This is a genomic window from Paraburkholderia sp. EG286A (assembly GCF_040965375.1).
Classification (GTDB): domain Bacteria; phylum Pseudomonadota; class Gammaproteobacteria; order Burkholderiales; family Burkholderiaceae; genus Paraburkholderia.
Genome location: NZ_JBFRCB010000003.1, coordinates 1,216,019 through 1,236,901 on the forward strand (window position 1 = coordinate 1,216,019; position 20,883 = coordinate 1,236,901).

A 20,883-nucleotide genomic window follows, 5' to 3' on the forward strand; every position below is an offset into this window, starting at 1 on the left:
CATGTTGATTTTCCCGTTTTCCGGGGCAGCATTCGCGTCTGCATTTCGATACAGCGTCCTCATCTTCCTTGGTCAAGAGCGAGCAGCCTGGCCAGAAATCAGCTCCAAGTTTGGAGATTGGGCAAAGCAGAACGTGGTACCGCCGCGAGCGCTTCTGGTCGCCACTCAAGCGCACGCGCAGGCATTGCGCGATTCAATTCGTGACAACAGCGCGAAGGGGTACACCGAGATTCTCGCGAAGGGCGAACTCACGATTGGCGGGTTCGACAGCTCTGGCAACGTCGTGGAACTGAGGATTGAGGAGCCCGCTGAAGGCGAAACGGCCGACGCTCTCGACCTAACAAAATGCTTCGCCTGTGCAACGACAGAGTTTCTCGTACAGGCAAGTCGTAGAGGCGATGTGGTAGTTGCGGCGCCGCCGGGGTTCTACTTCGCGAAGCAATCGGACCGCTACGCGAGTCACTTCCTGCGTGCGGAATCGTTGCTGAGTGGCACAAGTGAAATTGAACTGCTCGCATTGACCATGCTGCCGCGCTTCTCAAAATTCTGCGCAGAGGAGCAGTCGCCAACTACCGTCCGCATCTTCATTGACTCCATGGCTATCTGGCCCGTCGCGCAGATGGTCGTTCAAATGCACTGCGCCGGGAATGAAGGGGCTAGACGCTGCACAATCGAAAGCTTCCGGGGCTACGAAGGACTCGAGGACTGGGGCGTGCAGCCCGGCGACGCTTTCGTCATCATCTCCGCGTCAACATCGGGCGGCCTCGAGGAAAAGGTACGAGACAAACTTGGTAAGTCAAAGAACGTTCAGCTCGTAACCCTGTTGGGGCTCGAGTCGAGCACGGACAACGACGGTGCGGCCGCAACGGAAGGCGCGCAATCGTCGTATTTGTACCGAGTACCCCGCAAACTCTCTGGCGAACCAGGCCTCGACGGATTGCAGCCGGAGTTTCTGCCAAACGTCACCAGCCTGCCCGCTGGCGCGGAGAGCGTACGCGTCATCGGCGAGCGCTTTTTGAGTCACAACAACAAACCGAAGCTGGTTCGCCTGGTTCACAAGTCTCTCGCCGCCGGAAACAAGCGCACTCTAGCCGAACTGGCGGATGAACACATGGTGCTCGTCGGCGAGCGCAAAGCGGTGGGAAATAAATGGTGGTCGCTCTCACTTGACGTCAAGCGATTGATGGCGCGATACACCGTTGCGAGCGCGGAAGGCGATTGTCAACTTCAGGATTGGATCCGCAACTATGCAGCGCCGGGCCCTACCGTTATCGTCTACCCGAAGGATTTGACGAGTGGGGAGCCTTACAATTTCCATCTTGCGCAACGGATTGACGAAATACTGAAAGAACGCGCGCCTGGAACTACGACGCGCATCGTTGATCACCTCACGTTGGAAAGGCCGGACGAGGAACTCGCCGCCTTCCTGAAGTACGCGGCTGCAATTGTCGCCAGCCCAATCGTGTCAAATGGGTTTATCTTCAAACAGATAAGCGCGACGCTGCGTATCGTTCAAAGGTCCGGTCCGAGGCTCTACATTGCGCTAGCCGTCCTACCAGAGTCTGAGACTCGGTTCAAAGAGCTCACGAGCGATATCGGCTCTAATTCTGCCGATAGCGCTTATCGGTTTAAGCATGCATTCGTGCTACCCGTGGGACGTGTAGACAAGGCTATCAAGTGGGATGATGAAGTAACGCGTATCGACGAACTCATCGAAACCTGCGAAGCAAATCACATCGACGTGCCTGAACGATTGACTCGCCGGCGCGATGCATTGCAAGCATCGGACGGACTCTCTGACGAGCTAGCTTTTTTGCCCTCTGCACGAGGAGAGCCACAACCGCTTTCGGCCGGATTTCTGCTCTGGAACGCCGGTCATACCCTAGCGGGCGATAACTTCGGCGCCGGTGTACTTCTTACGGTTGCGGCCTTCCTCGAAGCATCGCGATGCGCTCGCTCCGGTGACCCAGAAACGTCACTCCGCAGTGGCGTGTTTCAGCAGACATTGATTGAGCCGGCGACGTTCACACGATTCAACGACGGTGCGATTCAAGCCGCCCTGCTCCGCGCGGCCTATTCGTCCGAACTGGACTATTCGGTCGATAGGGGCGCGAGCAGAGATATGGCGCGCCTAATAGCAAAGTTCATTGAGCTCCATACGTCCGCTGCCGGTAGCGCGGCCCCAGAATTCTTGCTCGCGCTCATCTTGAAGAAGTTGAAACTGCACCAGGATGACCTACCAACAATACAAGATGCCTGTGCGAATCTTACCGGTTGGCTCGGGACGTTGAGCGAGATGCTTTTCCAACGCGATTGAATTGAGTGAGCGTGTCCGCTCGCATACACGCGCGGACACGCTCTCTGCGCAGCGGACCCGGCTCCCACAATTGCCATCCGCTCCAGAGCCTTACGCCCGATTGACGCCGTTGGATGCGGAAAGCAGAACGCCCTCATATCCTCTACAATTTGAAGACGTCGTCGCATTTGTCGACGCGCCATCAAAGGACTATTCATGCGAATCCTGCATACTATGCTTCGAGTGGGCGACTTGGACACGTCCATCCGTTTCTATACCGAAGTTCTCGGCATGCGCTTGCTTCGAAAGCACGACTACCCTGACGGGAAGTTCACGCTAGCTTTCGTCGGCTACGAAGATGAGTCCGAGGCAGCGGCTATCGAACTGACCCACAACTGGGACACAGACAAGTACGACTTGGGAACCGGATACGGCCACATCGCGTTGGAGGTGGAAGACGCGTATGCCGCATGCGAAGAAGTTAAGAAGCGCGGTGGCGTGGTGACTCGCGAAGCTGGCCCCATGAAGCACGGCACTACCGTGATTGCCTTCGTAGCGGACCCGGATGGCTACAAAATTGAACTGATTCAGAAAAAAGGTCGCGTCGACTGAGTCTCATGCCGCGCCGGCTTTCCCTAACTCGTACGTCAGAGCACCGCAGCCGGCACTCATCTTTCCCTTCGGATGTTCGTTGCACCGCGAGTGCGCTTCAAGGCTGCGAGCTCTGCCTTTAAGTTCTCGTTCTCGGTTCTGAGACTATCCCGCTCCTCTTTCAACGCCTGATTTTCATAGAGCAAGGACACTTCCCGCCCGAGTGCTTCCTGGTACATTCGGAAATTTTTGGTGTCCGTAACCTTAGCCTCGTCAGCCACCGCGGCTTTTTGCGGCCCCGCTTCCGCTGACAATATCTGCTCCTCTTGCTCCTTGGCTGCTGCTTCAATCGCGCGGATTAGCTCGTCGAAGCTTGCTCTGCTCTTCTTGATAGTCCCCTTTCCGCGGCCCGCTTCTAAGGATACAGCGTCGTTTGATATGCGCGTGCCAGCGGGAACTCGCAGCGTATCCCCTTTTCGCAGCCGTTCGAGCGCATCCTTGTACTCTACAATCACACTCATTCCCTGCTCTCCTTGATTAGCCGAATTTCCTAACTCGGTACTCCTTCAGGGCGCGCAGGTCTTCTTCTTCTGCGGAACGCTCCATCGTACCCGGAGTGAGACGCTCAACAAAGATGATTTGCCGTTCGATGACAGCATCTAGTTTCGACTTCTTGATGCCAGCTCTGGGACAATCGATACAGCTGATATACGACCTCATTGCGCGCTTATCGCAAGGCCCCGGCTTCCCACATCCCCCAAGACTCGTCTCCTGATACGCAATTTGGCCAAGTGCAACCTGCTGCTCGATGAACTGGAGACTATCGACTATTGTTCCCACTCCCTGAGACCGAACATGTCGGTCAACGAAGGCCGCCAATGGCCCCGCCCACTCTTCGCGGGAGTGAACCAAGTCTCGCAAGAAATGAAGTGCTTCAGCCGTCGGCTGGCTTTCTTGGTACACACCACACATATGTTGGCCGTCCATCTTCAGGATGTCTCTAGCGCTCGCGCTGCCGTTTGAGTAGAACTCCGCAAGCCCAGCTGAGACATGCTTGAGCATTCTTCGAATGGTTGTCGAGCTTACCAATCCAGACGCTTTCCCATATAGAGGTAGTGAACGTCTGAACTGATTCCAACGCATTGGCCAAGTCGCGCCCATCTTGAATTGCGGCTCCTTTCGCCACGCTCTAAACTGGTCGATCTCTTCGAGTTCTTTTAAATCGTCATCTCGAATTCGGAGGTCCGCGCCGTGAAAAATCTTCCAATGACGACTAAGTCGCACAACCAGCGGACGGTTTGGCCGCTTGGGCGCCCTTCTACCGCGATACAGGTATCCGGAACTTAAAAACAATAAGGTTTCGTTTCCATTTAATTTTTTAGGAAGCTTAGGGAAGTAGCTGCGCGATATTTTATAAATGAATTTGCATATCCTTTGAGCACACTTAACGAATCTCTCACTTTCTCTGCATGTTACCCAATATGCCCCCTTTGGAATTCCACCATTTGATTTTGTCATCGTTGATACTATAAGATAGTATTTCAATCCATCTAAAACAACGGTTTTCAAACAATTATATTTCGCATAGGCTAGTTCCTTATTTCTTGCCCCGGAGAAAGCATGAAGAAATGTCTTACACGTAACTTGAATACAAGTGATTGCACTCATAAGGTCGTATGTGTGAACTCCTAAGCCACGATCGGCTAGATATCCTCGCAACTCCTTTGATACAACGCCCTGAAGTTGCTTTTGGCGCTCATGGTACGCAGACGACGCCATGTGCCCCAAGACCCTGCTCCGGCGAGAGCGTGGATCCGTTAAGAGCGTTTCAAGCCTACTCAACAGTTCAGTTTCCACCGCCTCAAAATCCGATAGCTCATTCACCAGTGCTGTAAGCGCCTCTTCATAAATGCGCGTCGGAATTGGCGCAGTTTGCAGATTTTTGCTTTGATTGGCCTTGGCAATCTTTCGGATGGGGATTTCCGCTTTGACCGAGAAGATTTGAAAACCCGTCATCTCCGCCCTCATTCTTCGGAGCATCGACGCCAAGGAGAGCAATGTTTTTGCGTAACTTCCACCTGCACATCTAATAAACCAAAGGGCTCGAGTCTTATCAGAGAGGAATTGCTCTATAGTTATGCGACTCTTATAGCAGTACTCCGCCATAGCTCCTATTAATCTTCCGTATATGCACAATGTTGATACAGCGTACGGCGCACCGCTTCTCCTCCAAATAAGAATAAACATTAACTTCTTTGCTGCCAAAATAATGGCCTTCATCCTTTCGTCATAATGACGCCTGCCCCAATAAGCGAAACTAATGACGCTGGACTCGCCGCGCCCATTGTATGGAGATAGGTCCCATTTATTTTCACGAAAGATAGAAAGTACTTCTCCGTTTTTTTGACGACTCACAACAAAATTTTCTGGAGGGTAGAATTTTTGAGTCGCGGACGCCGTATCTGGAGGACAGGATCCCATCGGCAATTCAATCTTGGCCTTATAGATGCTTACCATGTCACATCTCCTGATATTTCATCAAGCATGGCCATCTTCGCCTCCCAATATGGATCGAGTTTGCCGTACTTGTCTACCTCGACGCGCACGCGCGCGACAAGCAGTCGGTGCCGTTCGCTCTTGGCGGCGATTCTATTGAGCAAGTCTTTGATTCTCGCGAGCACAGGCCTGAAAAGGTCTTTCCAGTGCTCTTTTGAACTGCTGAAAGGGCGCGTGTGTAGGATGCAGTAACGCAAACTCAACAACTTGCGTATATCGATCTCGTCTGCAACTATGGTGTGCTCCGCGCAGAACAAGCAGCCCTCAGGTTGATGACAGTCTGGGTTGACAGGTGGATCAGCGAGGGCTGGCGTAGGGTGGTTAATGTTGTTGCAGCCCCCTACGGGTGATGTGTGCTTCGTATCAGCATGCTTGCGGGAAACGAACTTTGCACTGAGCCGCGAAAGAAATTCGCCGGACTCCTTGATAGCGTTGGTCTCTGTACCTGCCGAATATTTGGTTTCGACGACTGCTCGGCTGTTCTGAGCTATAGCGGCAGCGGCAGCCGTGCCGTAGCGATCGACGTTCCAGTTCGTTTTCGTCGAACGCCACTCTCTGCTACCAACTACGACGAGATTTGGAGCGAGGCGCCGGTGTACATGCAGGAGGTCTAGGCTTGCCAGTGGCAATGGTTCGATTCTGAATCCACCATCCGCGCAAATTCCTACTGGCCTGAAGAATAATAGATCGCATTTTTTCCCATTCAACACCCAGTTTCGGAGAGAAAGATACAGGCGAAAACGTGGGAGAAATACGTTGGTAATAGTAAATGTAACGACTACGCCCTTCGCCCTATTTTTGACAGCGGAAAAATCCTGCGTCAGTCGCTCAACCGTAAAGTCGTCGCCTTCCCATTGCAGCGTTCTCACCTGTTCCCAATCCATCCCGGCATTGGCGAGGAACATGTCAACAAACGAGTTCATGGCAACTTTCGCGATAGAAATCCGGGGACCACTTCGCTTATTCTCATTTGCCTTCCCCACCAGTATTCTTGCCTTATGAATTACAGCCTTTGCTACACTCTTAGATTCATAAAGGCTCTTGCATTCTTGGTACGTTCGCAGCCGGCCATTTTCGAAATCGTATGCAAATTGACCGTATCCATTCTGCATGGCAGAACTATTGATCTCTGCAGCCGTCCGGAAGAGCCCCCGTGTAGGGAAAATCCAAATAACGTTATATGGCTGTTGTACGAACGGCGGTACTCGTAGGGCGAATGGCAGACTCTCCTCCTGTAATACGAGGGTCCGGAGACCTTCGAAGAGTAAAAGGTCTATTGCTAGTTGTTGTCCAATGTCTTTCTCAGACCGCGGGACAGTGCCGTTTTCGCCATCGCCGCGGCGCAAATGCGTCAGTCCGTCTGCCAGATGTTCCGCGCCCGTGAGGTACCTGAGACAGGATATCAAGCGGGCCTGTTTGCCCCCTGCGGTATCCTTCGCGATCCGTCCCGTTCGCACTTCGTGTGTCAAATAGTCGGTGTATCCGACAAGGGCAACGGCGATCGTCTCCGCCGATGCAAGCGCATCCGAATCCAGGTTCGCGTCTGCCCAAGCGATGAAGGAGAAGAGAATCTGGCTACAGAGGTATTGCCCCCGCTGGCTCAACCCCTGCCTGATTCCTTCCGACAGCCAATAGATGAACTTCGCCATGAAGCGACGACGGCTCGGGACAAAGGAAGCTAAAACGACCTTCGTCGGTTTCCCTTTCGCTCGAATAGCCCGGCTCTCTCTTTCGAGATAACAGAACGAGCCAAAGTCTCGCGTGAGTCCAGTGTCGCCGAATCGAATCACGACATTTTCTACACTGTGTACTTTATCTCCGACCTCCAAAGGTAACTTGTACTCTCTAATAGGCCTATCGGCCAGATCGTCTTGACCTCCTGCTTGTCTCTTCATCTTCGCTCCAGCCGTCGTTAATTGCTGTCTCGATTAACGCCACTAGATGAGTTTCGTAACGACTCTGGATGTCGAAGAACATTTCTTTATTTGACTTAAAATTAACGTATCTATCCGTGACCTCGAAATTCGAGTGCCACAGGAATTCTCTCAGCCTATCCCGTGCCTGGTTTAGGTTTATGCGTTTCAATGCGACCAGCTCCATCAATTGTTCCCATTTGTTTAATCCTCCGGTGGCCTTAAGGTCATGTGGCCGTAAGGTAAAAGATTCACCAAATTTTAATCGAAGCTTCGGAAGCAATTGTCTGCGAAAGAATGACTGGACGGCAGCCCCCCGGTTTGCCTGACCAGATTCGGTATTCGGGTCATACGTGCTGCGGTCGAATCTTGATTCAAAGTACGGCCGGCCCCTATTGGTTAAAAATAGATAGGCTTCGTCGAGGCTTTGTCCGGCCTTTTTCCGTCGCTTGGCAGCTCGGTCGCTCATTGCGTAAATCTGGACGAGGCGATAGAGGCTGCCGGGAATGTGAAGCACCTTCTTCTGGTTGGCTTTAGTGTCTACGCCAGTGCCAGGTCCGGCTGGAATCCGTACATCGAGCAACTCGGCAAATTTTTCGTCCAGGAAATCTCTTGCACGCAATGTCAAAACGGTCTGGATTCGCGCTGCGGCGATCATCAAAATCAGGACGATTAATATCATCTCCGTGTTTCTACTTCCAACCACTTCGTCTAGCAGAGCGATCTGCTCTTCAGCCGGCAATGGTCTTAATTTTCCGCCATCGACGATATGATCGCTAATGGCCGGCTGTTTCGTCGGGGCACTGATTGATAGGTCAGTCGTTCTGACACTTCGCCTATATCGAGTGCCATCTCGCGCCTCTGTTTCAATATAAACATCATTCTCATCCCAGATTTCTAAATCCGATGGGAGAATTTTGTGAGACTTAAGATTGCGATAAAAGCCGATAACGTTCGCCATTCTCCGGCGGGCGACGCTCCGCTGGAGTGCGCCGGCGTTGATTTGTGCCATTAAGTGGGCGCGATATCGGTAAGGCGGCCGTTTACGCTTGTTGTCTGGGATGCTCAGATAGTCTAGGGATGCGAGTTCCAGAAACCTCTTGAAGTCCGCCAAATCAGTCGCGACGGGCTGTGCGTTGTCGATACCGTTCGCAGGAAGGCCTGCTTCCTCGATGATGTCAATTAGCTGGATGACTGCATGGCTCCAAGGACGCCCACTGGAGTCAACTACGACGGGTACATGGTTGTAGCTTGAGGTGCGGGACTCTCGTTCGGAGAGCGGGAGGGAAGAAAGGGGTCGGTAGAAATATTTGATGGCTTGGCCATCGACGACAACGGAACGAAGCTCTGCTCCGGGGGAATCAGCGTCGCAGGTCTGGCTCAGCACCAGCCTTGGTAGCAGCGTCCTCCTAGTTCCGTCGTGGCGCACAGCGCTCCCCATCCGTCCAGGTCATGTCCATCTTGGTCAAAGTTTTGGTGGAAGTCAAGGTCGGTAGAAGTTATGGGTACATCCGGATCGGTCACGAACGCGATCACCGTAGTTCCGTGCTTCATCGGGCCGGCTTCGCGCACCACCGTCCCACCCTGCTCCTTGATCTTCGCGCAGGCAGCGTAGGCATCTTCCACTTCGACCGCCAGGTGGCCGAAGCCCGTCCCAAGATCGTAGGAAGCCGTATCCCAGTTGTGGGTCAGTTCGAGCACGGTGCCGTCGCGCTCGTCCGTGTACCCGACGAAGGCCAGCGTGAACTTGCCATCGGGGTAGTCTTCGCGGCGCAGCAGTTTCATGCCGAGCAGTTCGGTATAGAACTTGATCGAGCGATCGAGGTCGCCGACCCGGATCATCGTGTGCAGCAGGCGCATGGTGTACTCCGTTTTGCCGTCGTCAAAAAACGGACTGTACCAAAAACGCGCCGGCCCTGCCGGCGCCGGCAAGATATGCCGATTTGCTCTAGCATGGACGCCATCCCGAAATTGCCGCGGCAATTTCGCCAGCCAGGCGTAAGCAAACGCGCAAGCAACGAACATAAGGATCAAGGAGTAGACATGCGAATTCTGGTAGTCGGTGCGGGTGCGACGGGCGGCTATTTCGGCGGCCGGCTCGCCGCTGCGGGGCGTGACGTGACGTTTCTGGTACGCGAGGCGCGCGCCGCGCAACTGCGCGAAGCGGGGCTCGTCATCCGCAGTCCGGCGGGCGATCTGACGCTGCGCGACGTCAAGACCGTCACGCGCGAAGCGCTCGACTCGCAAGGAGGCCAGCCGTTCGATCTCGTACTGCTGAGCTGCAAGGCCTACGACCTCGACAATGCCATCGATTCGTTCGCCGCAGCAGTCGGGCCCAACACGTTGATCCTGCCGCTGCTCAATGGCATGCGTCACCTCGAAGTCCTGCAGGCGCGCTTCGGTACGCAGGCAGTGCTGGGCGGCGTCTGCCTCATCGCGTCCACGCTCAACGACAAGCGCGAGATCGTCCATCTGAACGACGTGCAGGCCATCACGTTCGGCGAACTCGGCGGCGGCGTCTCGGCGCGTGTGCAAGCCGTGGCGGATCAGTTCGGCAATGCCGGCTTTCACGTGAAGGCGAGCGATCACATCCTTCAGGAGATGTGGGAGAAGTGGGTGTTCCTCGCGTCGCTTGCGGGCAGCACGTGTCTTTTCCGTGCTCCCATTGGCGTGATTCTCGCTACGCCTGACGGCGCCGCGATCATCGAGCGCCTGTTCGCCGAATGCCGCGCGATCGCAGCCGGACACGGCCACGCCGTGCGCGACAGCTTCCTCGAGCGTTCGCGGGCGATGCTGTTCGCCAAGGGTTCGTCGCTCACCGCCTCGATGCTGCGCGACGTGCAGAACGGTTCGCGCATCGAGGCCGATCACGTGCTCGGCGACCTGATCCAGCGTGGCGGCGCGGCACCGCACGCGTCGAGCGAGCTTTCGGTGCTGCGCGTCGTCTACAGCCAGCTCAAGGCCTACGAGGCGCAGCGCGCGGAGGCGGCCTGAGCGACGACGCTTAGTGCACCGGCAAGGCGGCGGCGCGCCACGCGCATATCACGCGCCGCCAGCCCCTTCCAGCGCCTGCGCGAGACTCACATACTCCTCGACGGGCACTTCCTCGGCACGGCGCGCCAGGTCGAAGCCTAGCGCGTCGAAATCGAGGCGCTCGCGGTAATCGCTGAGCGTGTTGCGCAGCATCTTGCGGCGCTGTGAGAAGGCGGCCGTCACGAGTTCGCCGAGCATGGCGTCGTTCACCTTCGGCAGTTCGTGCGGCGCGTAGGGAATCATGCGTACGATCGCCGAATCCACCTTGGGCGGCGGCTGGAACGATTCGGGCGGCACGTCGATCAGCTTGTCGATCACGTAGCGGTACTGGAGCATCACCGTGAGACGGCCGAACGCCTTGCTGCCGGGCTCCGCCACCATGCGCTCGACCACTTCGTTCTGCAGCATGAAATGCTGGTCGATCACACGCTCGGCGAACGTGGTGAGGTGAAACAGCAGCGGGCTCGAAATGTTGTACGGCAGGTTGCCGACAATGCGCAGCGAGGGCTTCTCGCCCGGCGCCGCGAGCGAGCCGAAGTCGAACGCGAGCGCGTCGCCCGCGTGGAGTTCGAGCAGCGGGCCGAACTTCTTCGTGAGGCGCGCGATCAGGTCGCGGTCCAGTTCGACCGCGTGCAGCGGCGACTCGGGCGTGGCGAGCCGTTCGATGAGCGGCTCGGTGAGCGCGCCGAGTCCCGGCCCGATTTCGACCATGCGCTCGCCGCGCTGCGGGCGGATGACGTCGACGATCGAATCGATCACGCCCGTGTCGACGAGGAAGTTCTGGCCGAAGCGCTTGCGCGCGAAGTGGCCCTGATGCTGTCTGCTGCTATTGGACATCTTCTCTGGAATCAATCAGATAGCACGCCGGTGGCGCGCCATCGAAACGGCGGTGTCGAGGGCGGCGATCAGGCTCCCCGCGTCCGCGCGGCCAGTGCCGGCGAGGTCGAGCGCGGTGCCATGATCGACCGAGGTGCGCACGATCGGCAAGCCGAGCGTGACGTTGATGCCTTCGCCGAACGTCGCGTATTTCAGGACCGGCAGGCCCTGGTCGTGGAACATCGCCAGCACGCAGTCCGCGTCCTTGAGGTAGCGCGGCTGGAACAGCGTGTCGGCGGGGTATGGACCGCGCGCGTCGATGCCTTGCGCGGCGGCGGCGGCCAGCGCCGGCGAGATCGTGTCGATTTCCTCGCGCCCCAGGTAGCCATTCTCGCCCGCATGCGGGTTGAGGCCGGTCACGAGGATGCGCGGCAGCGGCACGCCGAAATGATGGCGCAGGTCATGGTCGATGATGCTCAGGGTTTCGACGAGCCCCTCGACGGTGAGCGCCGCCGACACGTCCTTGAGCGGCAAATGCGTCGTCGCGAGCGCCACGCGCAGCGGGCGCGCGCCGGTGCCCGCCAGCATCATGACCACGCGCGGCGTGTGCGTGCGTTCGGCGAGGTATTCGGTGTGGCCGGTGAAGGGCACGCCGGCGTCGTTGATCGTGCTCTTTTGCAGCGGCGCGGTGACGATGGCGTCGAACTCGCCTGCCAGTGCGCCGTCGATGGCGCGGTCGAGCAGCGCCAGCACATAGCGGCCGTTCGCGGCGTCGAGCTTGCCGGCCTTGGCGGGCGTGGCAAGCGCCACATGCTCGACCTGCACGGGCTGGTTCGCCAGCACGGCGGCCCAGTCGACGCTCGCGGCCTGTGCGCGCGCTTCGAGCAACGCGCTGTCGCCGAGGACGACGAACTGCGCGTCGGGCCAGTGTGCCGAGGCGCCCGCCAGTGCGGCGGCAGTCAGCTCGGGGCCGACGCCGGCCGGCTCACCTGTGGTGATGGCAACGCGGATCGGCCCCGCCCTCCGCGGAGCCGGCGACGACGATGCGGAGGCGTTCATGGCTCGATCCCTTGATGACTCTTAGTTGTGCGGCGGCGTCATGCCCGCGATCTTGTAATCGACGTAGGCGCTGTCGCGCAGCTGGCGCAGCCAGTCGGCGTAGGCCTGCTCCGCCTTGCGCTGGCCGATGGCCTGGCGCGCGAGTTCCATTTGCTGCGCGATCGAGCCTTCGGCGTCGCGGCGGCCCAGCACCTGGATCAGGTGGTAGCCGTACTCGGTGCGCACCGGCTCGCTGAGCTGGTTGTCCTGCAGCGTGTTCATGGCGCGCTCGAATTCAGGCACGGTTTCACCCGGGCTGATCCAGCCGAGGTCGCCGCCCTGCGAAGCCGAGCCGTCCTGCGAGTAGGTGCGCGCGAACTTCGCGAAGTCGCCGCCCGCCGCGATTTCCTGGCGGATTTCGAGCAGCTTCTGGCGCGCCTGGGGCTCGGACATGCCGTCGCCCACGCGCAGCAGGATGTGGCGCACGTGGGTTTGCACGAGCTTGGGCGCATCGGCGGCCGTGCCCTGGCCCTGGCGGCGCTCGACGAGGCGCACGATCTCGAAGCCGTCGTTGGTGCGGATCACCGACGGGTTCACCTCGCCCGGACGCATCGTGGAAGCGGCGGTCACGAATTCAGGCGGCAGCTTCGACTGCGGCAGGAAACCCATGTCGCCGCCCTTGCCCGCGTCGCTCGCCTGCGAGTTCGACTTCGCGAGGCTCTCGAACTTGCTACCCGACTGGGCTTCCTTGAGCAGCGCATTGGCCTTCGCCTGCGCGGCTTCGATGTCGGTTTCCGAGGCGTTCAGCGGCGCCTTGATGAAGATGTGCTGGAAGTGCAGGTCGCTCGACTGGCCCGCGTTCGGTCCGCGCTGGCTCGCGATGTAGTTCGCGACTTCGGCGTCGGTCACCGTGACCTTGCTGTCCACTTCCTTCTCGCGCAGCTTCGAGAGCGTGAGCTCCGTACGTGCGTCGCGCGTGAAGGTGGTCCAGGGCACGCCGGCCGCCTCGATGCGCGCGCGATAGGTGGCGAGATCCATGCCGTTGGCTTGGGCCAGGCGCTCCAGCGTGCGCTGCACGCCGGCGTCGTCGACGGTGATGCCGTCTTCCTTGGCCTTCTGGAGCTGAATGCGTTCGAGCACCATCTGGTTGAGCACCTGCGCGCGCAGCTGCTCGTCGGGCGGAACCGGCGCGTTCTGCTGCTGCAGCCGGTGAGCAATCATTTCGGCGCGGCTGTCGAGCTCGCGCTGGGTGATCACGCCGTCATTGACGACTGCGGCGATCGTGTCGACCGTCTGGCCGTTGCCGGCCGGGAGACCTTGAGCTTGCGCCGGCGCGGCCGGCAACACGCCTGCGACGGCGAAGAGACTCGCAGCGTACGCTGCCAGGCGAAGCTTTTTCATGATTCCCACAGATACTCCAATGTTGGCGGGCACGCTTCGCCCGTCTCTATGCAACCGACACCGCGTTGCCCCGAGGCGCAAGCCATGCGCTCCGGATCACGCGTTATTGATAATCAGTGAAGCGCGAGTCCGGCGGCGCCTGACCCGGCAGCTGCGTGTACCCCGGCACTGCCGTCCGGAACGCCGCCACCAGCCCGTTGTCGACGTTCGACAGTCCCTTGAGCGTAAGCTGCGCGAGAAACCGCGTTGACGAATTCGGCGTGCCCGACGTATTGAGCCCGTTCGCGTAACGCTGCAGGCCGACCCCGAGCACCCAGCAGTCGGCGTCGTACTGCATGCCGACCAGGCCGTCGACGATCCGATGGCCGTTCAGATCGTAGTTGAAGCGGCCCACGGCGTACACCCGGTGCGAGAACGGCCATTGAGCCGAGATCAGAACCTGATTGATCGGCTGGAAGTCGAGCGTCGTGTTCGCGCGCGTGTAGCGGTAGGCCACGTTCAGCACGCGGCTCGTTCCCGGGCTGTACCCGAAACCGATGCTCGCCTTGGTGAGCTGGTTGCTGTCCGCATTATATTGGAACGCCGTTTCCGAAGCGAAACCGGCCCCGATTTTCAGGGCGGCGCCCGCAATCAGGTCCGAATGCGTCGCCTGGCTCGTGCTTTCGCCCGAGTTGAGCGTGACGCGCTGATCCTGGAAGTAGTACTGCTGCGCGATCACGAAACGCGCGCGCTCGTCGCCCGAAGCCGGGTCGATGAAGCGCGTGGTCAGTGCGGCCGTCAGACGGTTCGCGTCGGCAATGCGGTCGTTGCCGACGAAGGTGTTCGGCGTGAAGATTTCCGCGAGGCCGAAGTCCGACTCGGCGGTATCGAAAAGGGGCGCGAACTGCTGGTTGCGGTACGGCGTGTACACGTAGTACAGGCGCGGTTCCAGCGTCTGGATGTAATCCTGACCGAACAGGTGGACCGAGCGGTCGAACACGAGGCCCGTGTCGAAGCTGAAGGTCGGGATCGATTCGGTGAAGCTCTTCGGCGTACCGACCGGCGAGCCGAAGGTCGTGCCCGCCGGGCCGATGTTGCTCAGGTTGTACGACGCGAAGTGCCACTGCACCTTCGGCGTGACGAAGTAACCCGGCCCCATCAGGGAGTACGACACGTACGGGTTGAAGACGACGCGGTCGCCTTCGGTCGCGTTGTCTTCCGTGATGCGGAAGCGCGAGTAGTCGGCTTCCATGCCGTAGTCGAAGCCGCCGACGTTGTACTTCGCGTACTTCACGTTCAACTGCGGCTCGCGGCCATAAGGCGGCGTCGACGACTCGACCGTCTGCCAGTGCTGGTAGCGGCCCAGCACGGACCACGGCCCGTTGTTGTACGTGAGGCCGGCTTCCTGCTGGTACAGCGTCTGAGTACCGTTCAGGAACTGGTTGGCCGGCGACGACAGGTCGGACGGATAGGTGTTGTCCGAGACCTTGTTGTAGTAGACGTAACCGCCGAACCCGTTGCCGAAGTTCTGGTTGTGCTGGATGAACAGCGCGTAGCGGTTCGTCTTCGTGATCGCGTCGTCCGGCAGGAAGGTCCCGGTGATCGAACCCGAGTAATTCGTCGAGAGATACCGGTAGTTGCCCTGCAGGAACACGCCGCGCTTCGAGATGATCTCGGGCGTGAACGTGAAGTCGCGGTTCGGCGCGATGTTGAAGTAATACGGCAGCGAGATTTCGTAGCCGTTCGTCGAGCTGACCGAGAACGTCGGCGGCAGCAGGCCGCTGCGGCGGTCGCCCGAAAGCGGGAACGACAGCCACGGGCTCGCGAAGATCGGCACGTCCTGGAAGAACAGCACGGCGTTGTGCGCGACGCCTTCGTCGCTGCCGGTGTCGAAATCGAACTCGCTGCCCTTGATGTACCACGCCGGATTGGTCGAGCAGTGGCACGCAGTGTAGGTGCCGGTCGTGAGCACCGAGCGCTCGCTGTCCAGCAGGTCGGCGCGCGCGGCGCTGCCCGAGCCGCCCGTGAGCGTGAAATGGTACTTCGGCGCGGGCATGAAGCCCTCGTTCGCCTCGACCTTCAAATGCGCCTCGGGCCCCGAGAACGTCGTGCCGTTCTGTACGACCGTGACATTGCCGTAGGCATTGGCCATGTCGGTGTCCTGGTCGTAGTGCAGGGCGTCGCCCTTCACCACGTTCGAACCCTGACGCAGCTCGGACGCGCCTTTCACGGCGAGGTCGGTGTCCACGGTGCCCGTCGTCGAATCGCCGAGCACGAACGTCGCCGGGTGCTGGCCCGACGCATTGGGGTGATCCTCGAGTTGCGGTGCGATCCGCAGGCTCCACGGGCCGTCCAGCTGCTCGGGCTGCGCGGCCGCGCCCGAAAGCTGGGCGTGCGCGAGCGCGGGCACCAGACCCGGTACGGCCAGGAGTGCCGCGATGAGCCGCCGCTTGCCCGGCACGCCGTCGTCACTAGGGGAGATCGTCTGGAAAAACTGTCTGGGCGGCATGTATGGTTTTGGCGAATCGGCCCGGCCGCCTGCCCTCTCCATGATGGTGGCCCGCCTGGGCACCCGCCTCCCGATGAACCGGATCGAGGCCGGGCTGCAAACAAATAATTACAATTCATCGCCCCCCTGGAGCGACGATGAATGCGGCGAGCGAACCGTCATGCGGGCTTTGGCGCGAGTCGCGTCAAAAAAGTCGTGGGGTATTATATGGCAAGACGTTGATCCACTGATTTTGCCTCTGGCTTTCATGACCTTTTCTGCCGCGCATTCTCCCGCCGCTTCCCCTGGCGCCTCGCCGACTGACAATCGCCGCGACCTGCTCGCCGCCTGGCTCGGCGGCCACGCCGGCCAGTACGCCCTCGACCTCGCAACGCTCGCCCCGGCCTCGGCCGACGCGAGCTTTCGGCGCTATTTCCGCCTCGCGAGCGCGGGCGCACACGGCACGTCGCTGATCGCCGTCGACGCCCCGCCGCCCGAAAAAAGCCGCGAATTCGCCCAGATCGCGCAGCTGCTCGAGGCGGCCGGCGTCCACGTGCCGCGCGTGCTCGAAGCCGATTTCGACGCGGGCTTCATGCTCGTGACCGATCTCGGCACCGCGCCCTACCTGAATGCGCTGCAGGAAGCCGGCCCCGGCGCGCGTTCGCGCGAACTGATGCGCGACGCCGTCGACGCGTTGATCCGCTGGCAGCTCGGCTCGCGGCCCGGCGTGCTGCCGGAGTTCGACGAAGCCTTCATGCGCCGCGAGATGGAGCTGATGCCCGAGTGGTATCTGGAGCGCCATCTGGGCCGCAAGGTGGACGAAGCCACGCGCGGCGTGCTCGATCGCACCTTCGCCCTGCTCGTGGCGAGCGCCCGCGCGCAGCCGCAAAGCTTCATGCTGCGCGATTTCATGCCCCGCAACCTGATGATCGCCACGCCCAACCCCGGCGTGCTCGACTTCCAGGACGCCGTGTACGGCCCGATCACCTACGACGTCGTCTCGCTGCTGCGCGACGCGTTCCTGAGCTGGGACGAGGAGTTCGAACTCGACTGCTTCGCGCACTACTGGGAGCGCGCGAAGAAAGCGGGACTGCCCGTCGATGCCGACTTCGGCGAGTTCTACCGCCAGCTCGAGTGGATGGGCCTGCAGCGCCACATCAAGGTGCTCGGCCTGTTCTGCCGCATCAACTATCGCGACGCCAAACCGCATTACATGGCCGACCTGCCGCGCTTTCTCGCCTACGCGAGCAAGGTCGCGCACCGCTACCGCCCGCTCGCGCCGTTCGCGCGGCTCATCGACGAGCTGCAGGGCAGCGCCGTCGAAGTCGCTTACACCTTCTGAAACGGGCCGTCATGACCGAATCGAATCACACGCCGGCCACGGCGGGCCACGGCCGCACCGCCATGATCTTCGCCGCCGGACGCGGCGAGCGCATGCGCCCGCTCACCGACACCTGCCCGAAGCCGCTCCTCGCCGTGGGCGGCAAACCGCTCGTCGTGTGGCAGATCGAGCGGCTCGCCGCGGCGGGCTACACGCGCATCGTCATCAATCACGCCTGGCTCGGCGCGCAGATCGAAGCCGCGCTCGGCGACGGCGAGCGCTTTGGCGTGACGCTCCACTATTCGCCCGAGCCCGACGCGCTCGAAACGGCGGGCGGCATTGCCCAGGCGCTGCCGCTGATCGAGTCGACGGGCACGCCCGAGGTGTTCCTCGCGGTGAGCGGCGACGTCTACAGCGCCTACGATTTCGCGCGCCTGAACTCGCACGCGCAAGCGCTCGCGGCGCAAGCGCAGCCGGGCATGCATCTCGTGATGGTGCCGAATCCGCCGTTCCACCCGAAGGGCGACTTCGCGCTGGGCGCCGACGGCCGGCTCGCGCTCGACGGCGCGCCGCGCTACACGTTCGGCAATATCGGCCTCTATGACACGCGTATGTTCCGCGATCTCGCGCCCGGCACGAAGCGCGCGCTCACGCCGTACTATCGCGAGGCGATTGCGCAAGGACGCGTGAGCGGCGAGCTATACGAAGGCGTCTGGGAGAACGTCGGCACGCCCGCGCAGCTCGAGGCGCTCGACGCCGCGCTGCGAGATTCGACCCGCGCGCACCACGGCTGAAACCGGCAACGCAAAGCGCCGCGCCAACGCCGGCGCGGCGCGCTTCTTCAGTGTCCGCCCGCCGCCGGCAACTCCACCTGCCCCTGTTGTGCCTGCGACTGGGACGCTTCACCCGCCTTCTGCTGCTGAAGCGCCCACATCTGCGCATAGTGGCCGCCCGCGTGCAGCAATTGCGCATGCGTGCCGCGCTCGACGATGCGCCCGTGATCCATCACGATGATCTGTTGCGCGTGCACGACGGTCGAGAGCCGGTGCGCGATCACGAGCGTCGTGCGATCGCGCGCGATCTGGTCGAGTTCATGCTGGATGGCGCGCTCCGAGCGCGAATCGAGCGCTGACGTCGCCTCGTCGAACAGCAGGATCGGCGGATTCTTGAGCAGCGTGCGCGCGATCGCCACGCGCTGCTTCTCGCCGCCCGAAAGCTTCAGGCCGCGCTCGCCCACAGACGTGTCGTAGCCCTTGGGCAAGCTCTCGATGAACGCGTGAATGTGCGCCGCGCGCGCCGCCGCGATCACTTCCTCGCGGCTCGCCGTGGGCCGGCCATAGGCGATGTTGTAGTAGATCGAGTCGTTGAACAGCACCGTGTCCTGCGGCACGATGCCGATCGAGGCGCGCAACGAATCCTGCGTCACATCGCGGATATCCTGGCCGTCGATCGTAATGGCGCCGCCGCTTTTGCCAGGATCGGAGCGATCGAGATCGTAGAAGCGGAACAGCAATCGCGCGAGCGTGGACTTGCCCGAGCCGCTATGCCCCACCACGGCCGTGGTCGTGCCCGCCGCAATCGTGAAGCTCAGGTCGTGCAGAATCTGGCGCGACGGCTCATACGCGAAGTTCACGTGCGCAAAGCGCACCTCGCCGCCGCGCACCGCGAGCGCCTGCGCGCCGGGCACGTCGGCCACTTCACGCTCGACAGTGAGCAGCGTGAACATGCGGTCCATGTCGGTGAGGCTTTGCTTGAGCTCCCGATACACCACGCCGAGAAAATTCAGCGGAATGTAGAGCTGCAGCATGAAGGTGTTGATGAGCACGAGGTCGCCGAGCGTGAGCCGCCCCGCCATCACGCCCTGGGTGGCGCGCCAGAGGATGAACACGAGCCCGGTGCCGATGATCGCCTGCTGCCCGAAGTTGAGCGCGGAAAGCGAGTGCTGCGACTTGATCGCGGCCTGCCGGTAGCGGTGCAGGTTCTCGTCGTAGCGCTTCGTCTCCCACTCTTCGTTGCCGAAGTACTTCACGGTCTCGTAGTTGATCAGCGAATCGATCGCGCGTGCGTTGGCGCGCGAATCGAGCTCGTTCATGGTGCGGCGGAAATGCGTGCGCCACTCCGTCACCTTCACCGTGAACACGATGTAGGCCACGAGCGCGATGAGCGTGACGATCGCGTAGTACGCCTCGTATTTCACCGCGAAGAAGCCGAGCACGAGGCCCACTTCCACGAGCGTCGGCAGGATGCTGTAGAGCGAGTACGAAATGAGCTGTGTGATGCCGCGCGTGCCGCGCTCGATGTCGCGCGACATGCCGCCCGTCTGCCGTTCGAGGTGAAAGCGCAGCGAGAGCGCATGCAGATGGCGGAACACCTTGAGCGCGAGCTGGCGCACGGCGCTCTCGGTCACCTTCGAAAAGAGGATTTCGCGCAGTTCGGTGAACAGCGACGTCGACAGACGCACGACGGCGTACGCCACCACGAGCAGTCCGATGCCGCCCGCGAGCACGATGCCGGGCGCGTGCTCGGCGCGGCCGAGCGCCGTGAGATGGCGCACCGAGGCGAGACCGTCGACGATGTGCTTCATCACGATCGGCACGCCGAGGTTGGCCACCTTCGCGCCGATCAGGCAGGTGAGCGCGAACGCCACGCGCCATTTGTAGGCCGTGAGGTAAGGCAGCAGCGAAACGATCGTCTGCCAGTCGTTGCGCGGCCCGGTGGCGGGCAGCGCGGGTTCGTTGGAAGCGGGAAAGCGGCGCATGGGGCGAGATGCCTGTGCCAGATGGCGCGCCAGGGCCGGTTCGGGGACCGGAAGCTGGCGCGGCGCAAACGGCGCGGCGAGTCAAGTGGGGCTGTTGTGAGGTTCCTGGCGACGGGTTTCGCGCAGGTGGAGGGCTCGAATCGACCGCCCGCCGCGCCTGATGCTTTCCCGTACAATTCCTGATCAACGTATTGTCGCAGAAGGCGGCGCGCGCCGCTGGGCGCCCCAGGCGGGCCCCACGCCCGCGCCGCAACGCCTTGCGCCGTTCGATCCCTTTTCATGGAAGCCCGATGACCGACTCCTTCCCGCTCCCCCAAAAATCGCCTGCGCTGCGCGTCGTGCCGCAGCCTTCGGACGCCAACGTTCACGGCGACGTCTTCGGCGGCTGGATCATGGCGCAGGTCGACATTGCCGGCTCGATTCCGGCGAGCCGCCGCGCCAACGGGCGCGTCGCGACCGTCGCCGTGAACTCGTTCGTGTTCAAGCAACCGGTGTTCGTGGGCGATCTGCTGAGCTTCTACGCCGACATCGTCAAGACCGGTAACACCTCGGTGACCGTCGAGGTCGAGGTGTACGCGCAGCGCATGCGCCTCCAGGAGGAAGTCGTCAAGGTGACGGAAGCCACGCTCACCTATGTCGCGACCGGCGCGGACCGCCGCCCGCGTCAGCTGCCGCCGATCGAATAAAAGGCAA

Annotated in this window: 15 protein-coding genes and 1 pseudogene; 6 read left to right on the forward strand and 10 right to left on the reverse strand. The window is 60.7% G+C overall.

Going from position 1 to position 20,883, the window contains the following annotated elements; translation table 11 throughout:
• Position 1: 1 nt before the first annotated feature.
• Together AB4Y35_RS18350 and gloA (AB4Y35_RS18355) are read left to right on the forward strand one after the other, a co-directional pair.
• Positions 2–2,317: a hypothetical protein gene (locus AB4Y35_RS18350; RefSeq protein ID WP_368705336.1), complete on the forward strand. Its 2,316-nt coding sequence runs from the start codon at positions 2–4 to the stop codon at positions 2,315–2,317.
• 195 nt (positions 2,318–2,512) lie between these two features.
• Positions 2,513–2,908 carry a lactoylglutathione lyase gene (gene gloA / locus AB4Y35_RS18355; RefSeq protein ID WP_368705337.1) on the forward strand — a complete coding sequence of 132 codons (396 nt, stop codon included), beginning with the start codon at positions 2,513–2,515 and terminating at the stop codon, positions 2,906–2,908.
• 56 nt (positions 2,909–2,964) lie between these two features.
• Here the strand turns inward: gloA (AB4Y35_RS18355) and AB4Y35_RS18360 are convergent, their stop codons facing one another.
• From AB4Y35_RS18360 to gloA (AB4Y35_RS18380), 5 genes and pseudogenes are all read right to left on the reverse strand, one after another.
• Positions 2,965–3,408 carry a hypothetical protein gene (locus AB4Y35_RS18360; RefSeq protein ID WP_368705338.1) on the reverse strand — a complete coding sequence of 148 codons (444 nt, stop codon included), beginning with the start codon at positions 3,406–3,408 and terminating at the stop codon, positions 2,965–2,967.
• 16 nt (positions 3,409–3,424) lie between these two features.
• The gene (locus AB4Y35_RS18365; protein ID WP_368705339.1) at positions 3,425–5,404 is read right to left on the reverse strand and encodes a hypothetical protein; all 1,980 of its coding nucleotides are present in this window, start codon (positions 5,402–5,404) and stop codon (positions 3,425–3,427) included.
• Complete coding sequence (locus tag AB4Y35_RS18370; protein ID WP_368705340.1) at positions 5,398–7,338, reverse strand: hypothetical protein; 1,941 nt, start codon at positions 7,336–7,338, stop codon at positions 5,398–5,400. The genes AB4Y35_RS18365 and AB4Y35_RS18370 overlap by 7 nt, the downstream gene beginning before the upstream one ends.
• Positions 7,298–8,743 (reverse strand): hypothetical protein, encoded by a 1,446-nt coding sequence (locus AB4Y35_RS18375; RefSeq protein WP_368705341.1) that lies wholly within the window; start codon positions 8,741–8,743, stop codon positions 7,298–7,300. Before AB4Y35_RS18375 ends, AB4Y35_RS18370 begins: the two co-directional genes overlap by 41 nt.
• Before the next feature lie 122 nt (positions 8,744–8,865).
• A pseudogene (gene gloA, locus AB4Y35_RS18380) lies at positions 8,866–9,216 on the reverse strand (lactoylglutathione lyase); the annotation flags it as partial.
• Between the two features lie 183 nt (positions 9,217–9,399).
• On the opposite strand from gloA (AB4Y35_RS18380), the gene panE reads away from it, so the two are divergent.
• The gene (panE, locus tag AB4Y35_RS18385) at positions 9,400–10,350 is read left to right on the forward strand and encodes a 2-dehydropantoate 2-reductase (RefSeq protein WP_368687554.1); all 951 of its coding nucleotides are present in this window, start codon (positions 9,400–9,402) and stop codon (positions 10,348–10,350) included.
• A 48-nt stretch (positions 10,351–10,398) separates the two neighbouring features.
• On the opposite strand, the gene rsmA is transcribed toward panE, so the two are convergent.
• From rsmA to AB4Y35_RS18405, 4 genes are all read right to left on the reverse strand, one after another.
• Positions 10,399–11,226: a 16S rRNA (adenine(1518)-N(6)/adenine(1519)-N(6))-dimethyltransferase RsmA gene (rsmA, locus tag AB4Y35_RS18390; RefSeq protein WP_368687553.1), complete on the reverse strand. Its 828-nt coding sequence runs from the start codon at positions 11,224–11,226 to the stop codon at positions 10,399–10,401.
• Positions 11,227–11,241: 15 nt separating this feature from the next.
• Complete coding sequence (gene pdxA / locus AB4Y35_RS18395) at positions 11,242–12,264, reverse strand: 4-hydroxythreonine-4-phosphate dehydrogenase PdxA (protein WP_368705342.1); 1,023 nt, start codon at positions 12,262–12,264, stop codon at positions 11,242–11,244.
• A 21-nt stretch (positions 12,265–12,285) separates the two neighbouring features.
• Complete coding sequence (locus tag AB4Y35_RS18400) at positions 12,286–13,653, reverse strand: peptidylprolyl isomerase (RefSeq protein WP_368705343.1); 1,368 nt, start codon at positions 13,651–13,653, stop codon at positions 12,286–12,288.
• A 94-nt stretch (positions 13,654–13,747) separates the two neighbouring features.
• Complete coding sequence (locus AB4Y35_RS18405) at positions 13,748–16,132, reverse strand: LPS-assembly protein LptD (RefSeq protein WP_368687550.1); 2,385 nt, start codon at positions 16,130–16,132, stop codon at positions 13,748–13,750.
• 247 nt (positions 16,133–16,379) lie between these two features.
• Between AB4Y35_RS18405 and AB4Y35_RS18410 the strand changes: the two genes are divergently transcribed.
• Positions 16,380–17,453 (forward strand): aminoglycoside phosphotransferase family protein, encoded by a 1,074-nt coding sequence (locus AB4Y35_RS18410; protein ID WP_368705344.1) that lies wholly within the window; start codon positions 16,380–16,382, stop codon positions 17,451–17,453.
• 62 nt (positions 17,454–17,515) lie between these two features.
• Positions 17,516–18,226, forward strand: coding sequence for an N-acetylmuramate alpha-1-phosphate uridylyltransferase MurU (gene murU / locus AB4Y35_RS18415; protein WP_368705435.1), 711 nt, complete (start codon positions 17,516–17,518; stop codon positions 18,224–18,226).
• Positions 18,227–18,273: 47 nt separating this feature from the next.
• Here the strand turns inward: murU and AB4Y35_RS18420 are convergent, their stop codons facing one another.
• Positions 18,274–20,190: an ABC transporter ATP-binding protein/permease gene (locus AB4Y35_RS18420; protein WP_368705345.1), complete on the reverse strand. Its 1,917-nt coding sequence runs from the start codon at positions 20,188–20,190 to the stop codon at positions 18,274–18,276.
• Positions 20,191–20,480: 290 nt separating this feature from the next.
• On the opposite strand from AB4Y35_RS18420, the gene AB4Y35_RS18425 reads away from it, so the two are divergent.
• Positions 20,481–20,876, forward strand: a complete 396-nt coding sequence (locus AB4Y35_RS18425; RefSeq protein WP_028206008.1) for an acyl-CoA thioesterase — start codon at positions 20,481–20,483, stop codon at positions 20,874–20,876.
• Positions 20,877–20,883 lie beyond the last annotated feature (7 nt).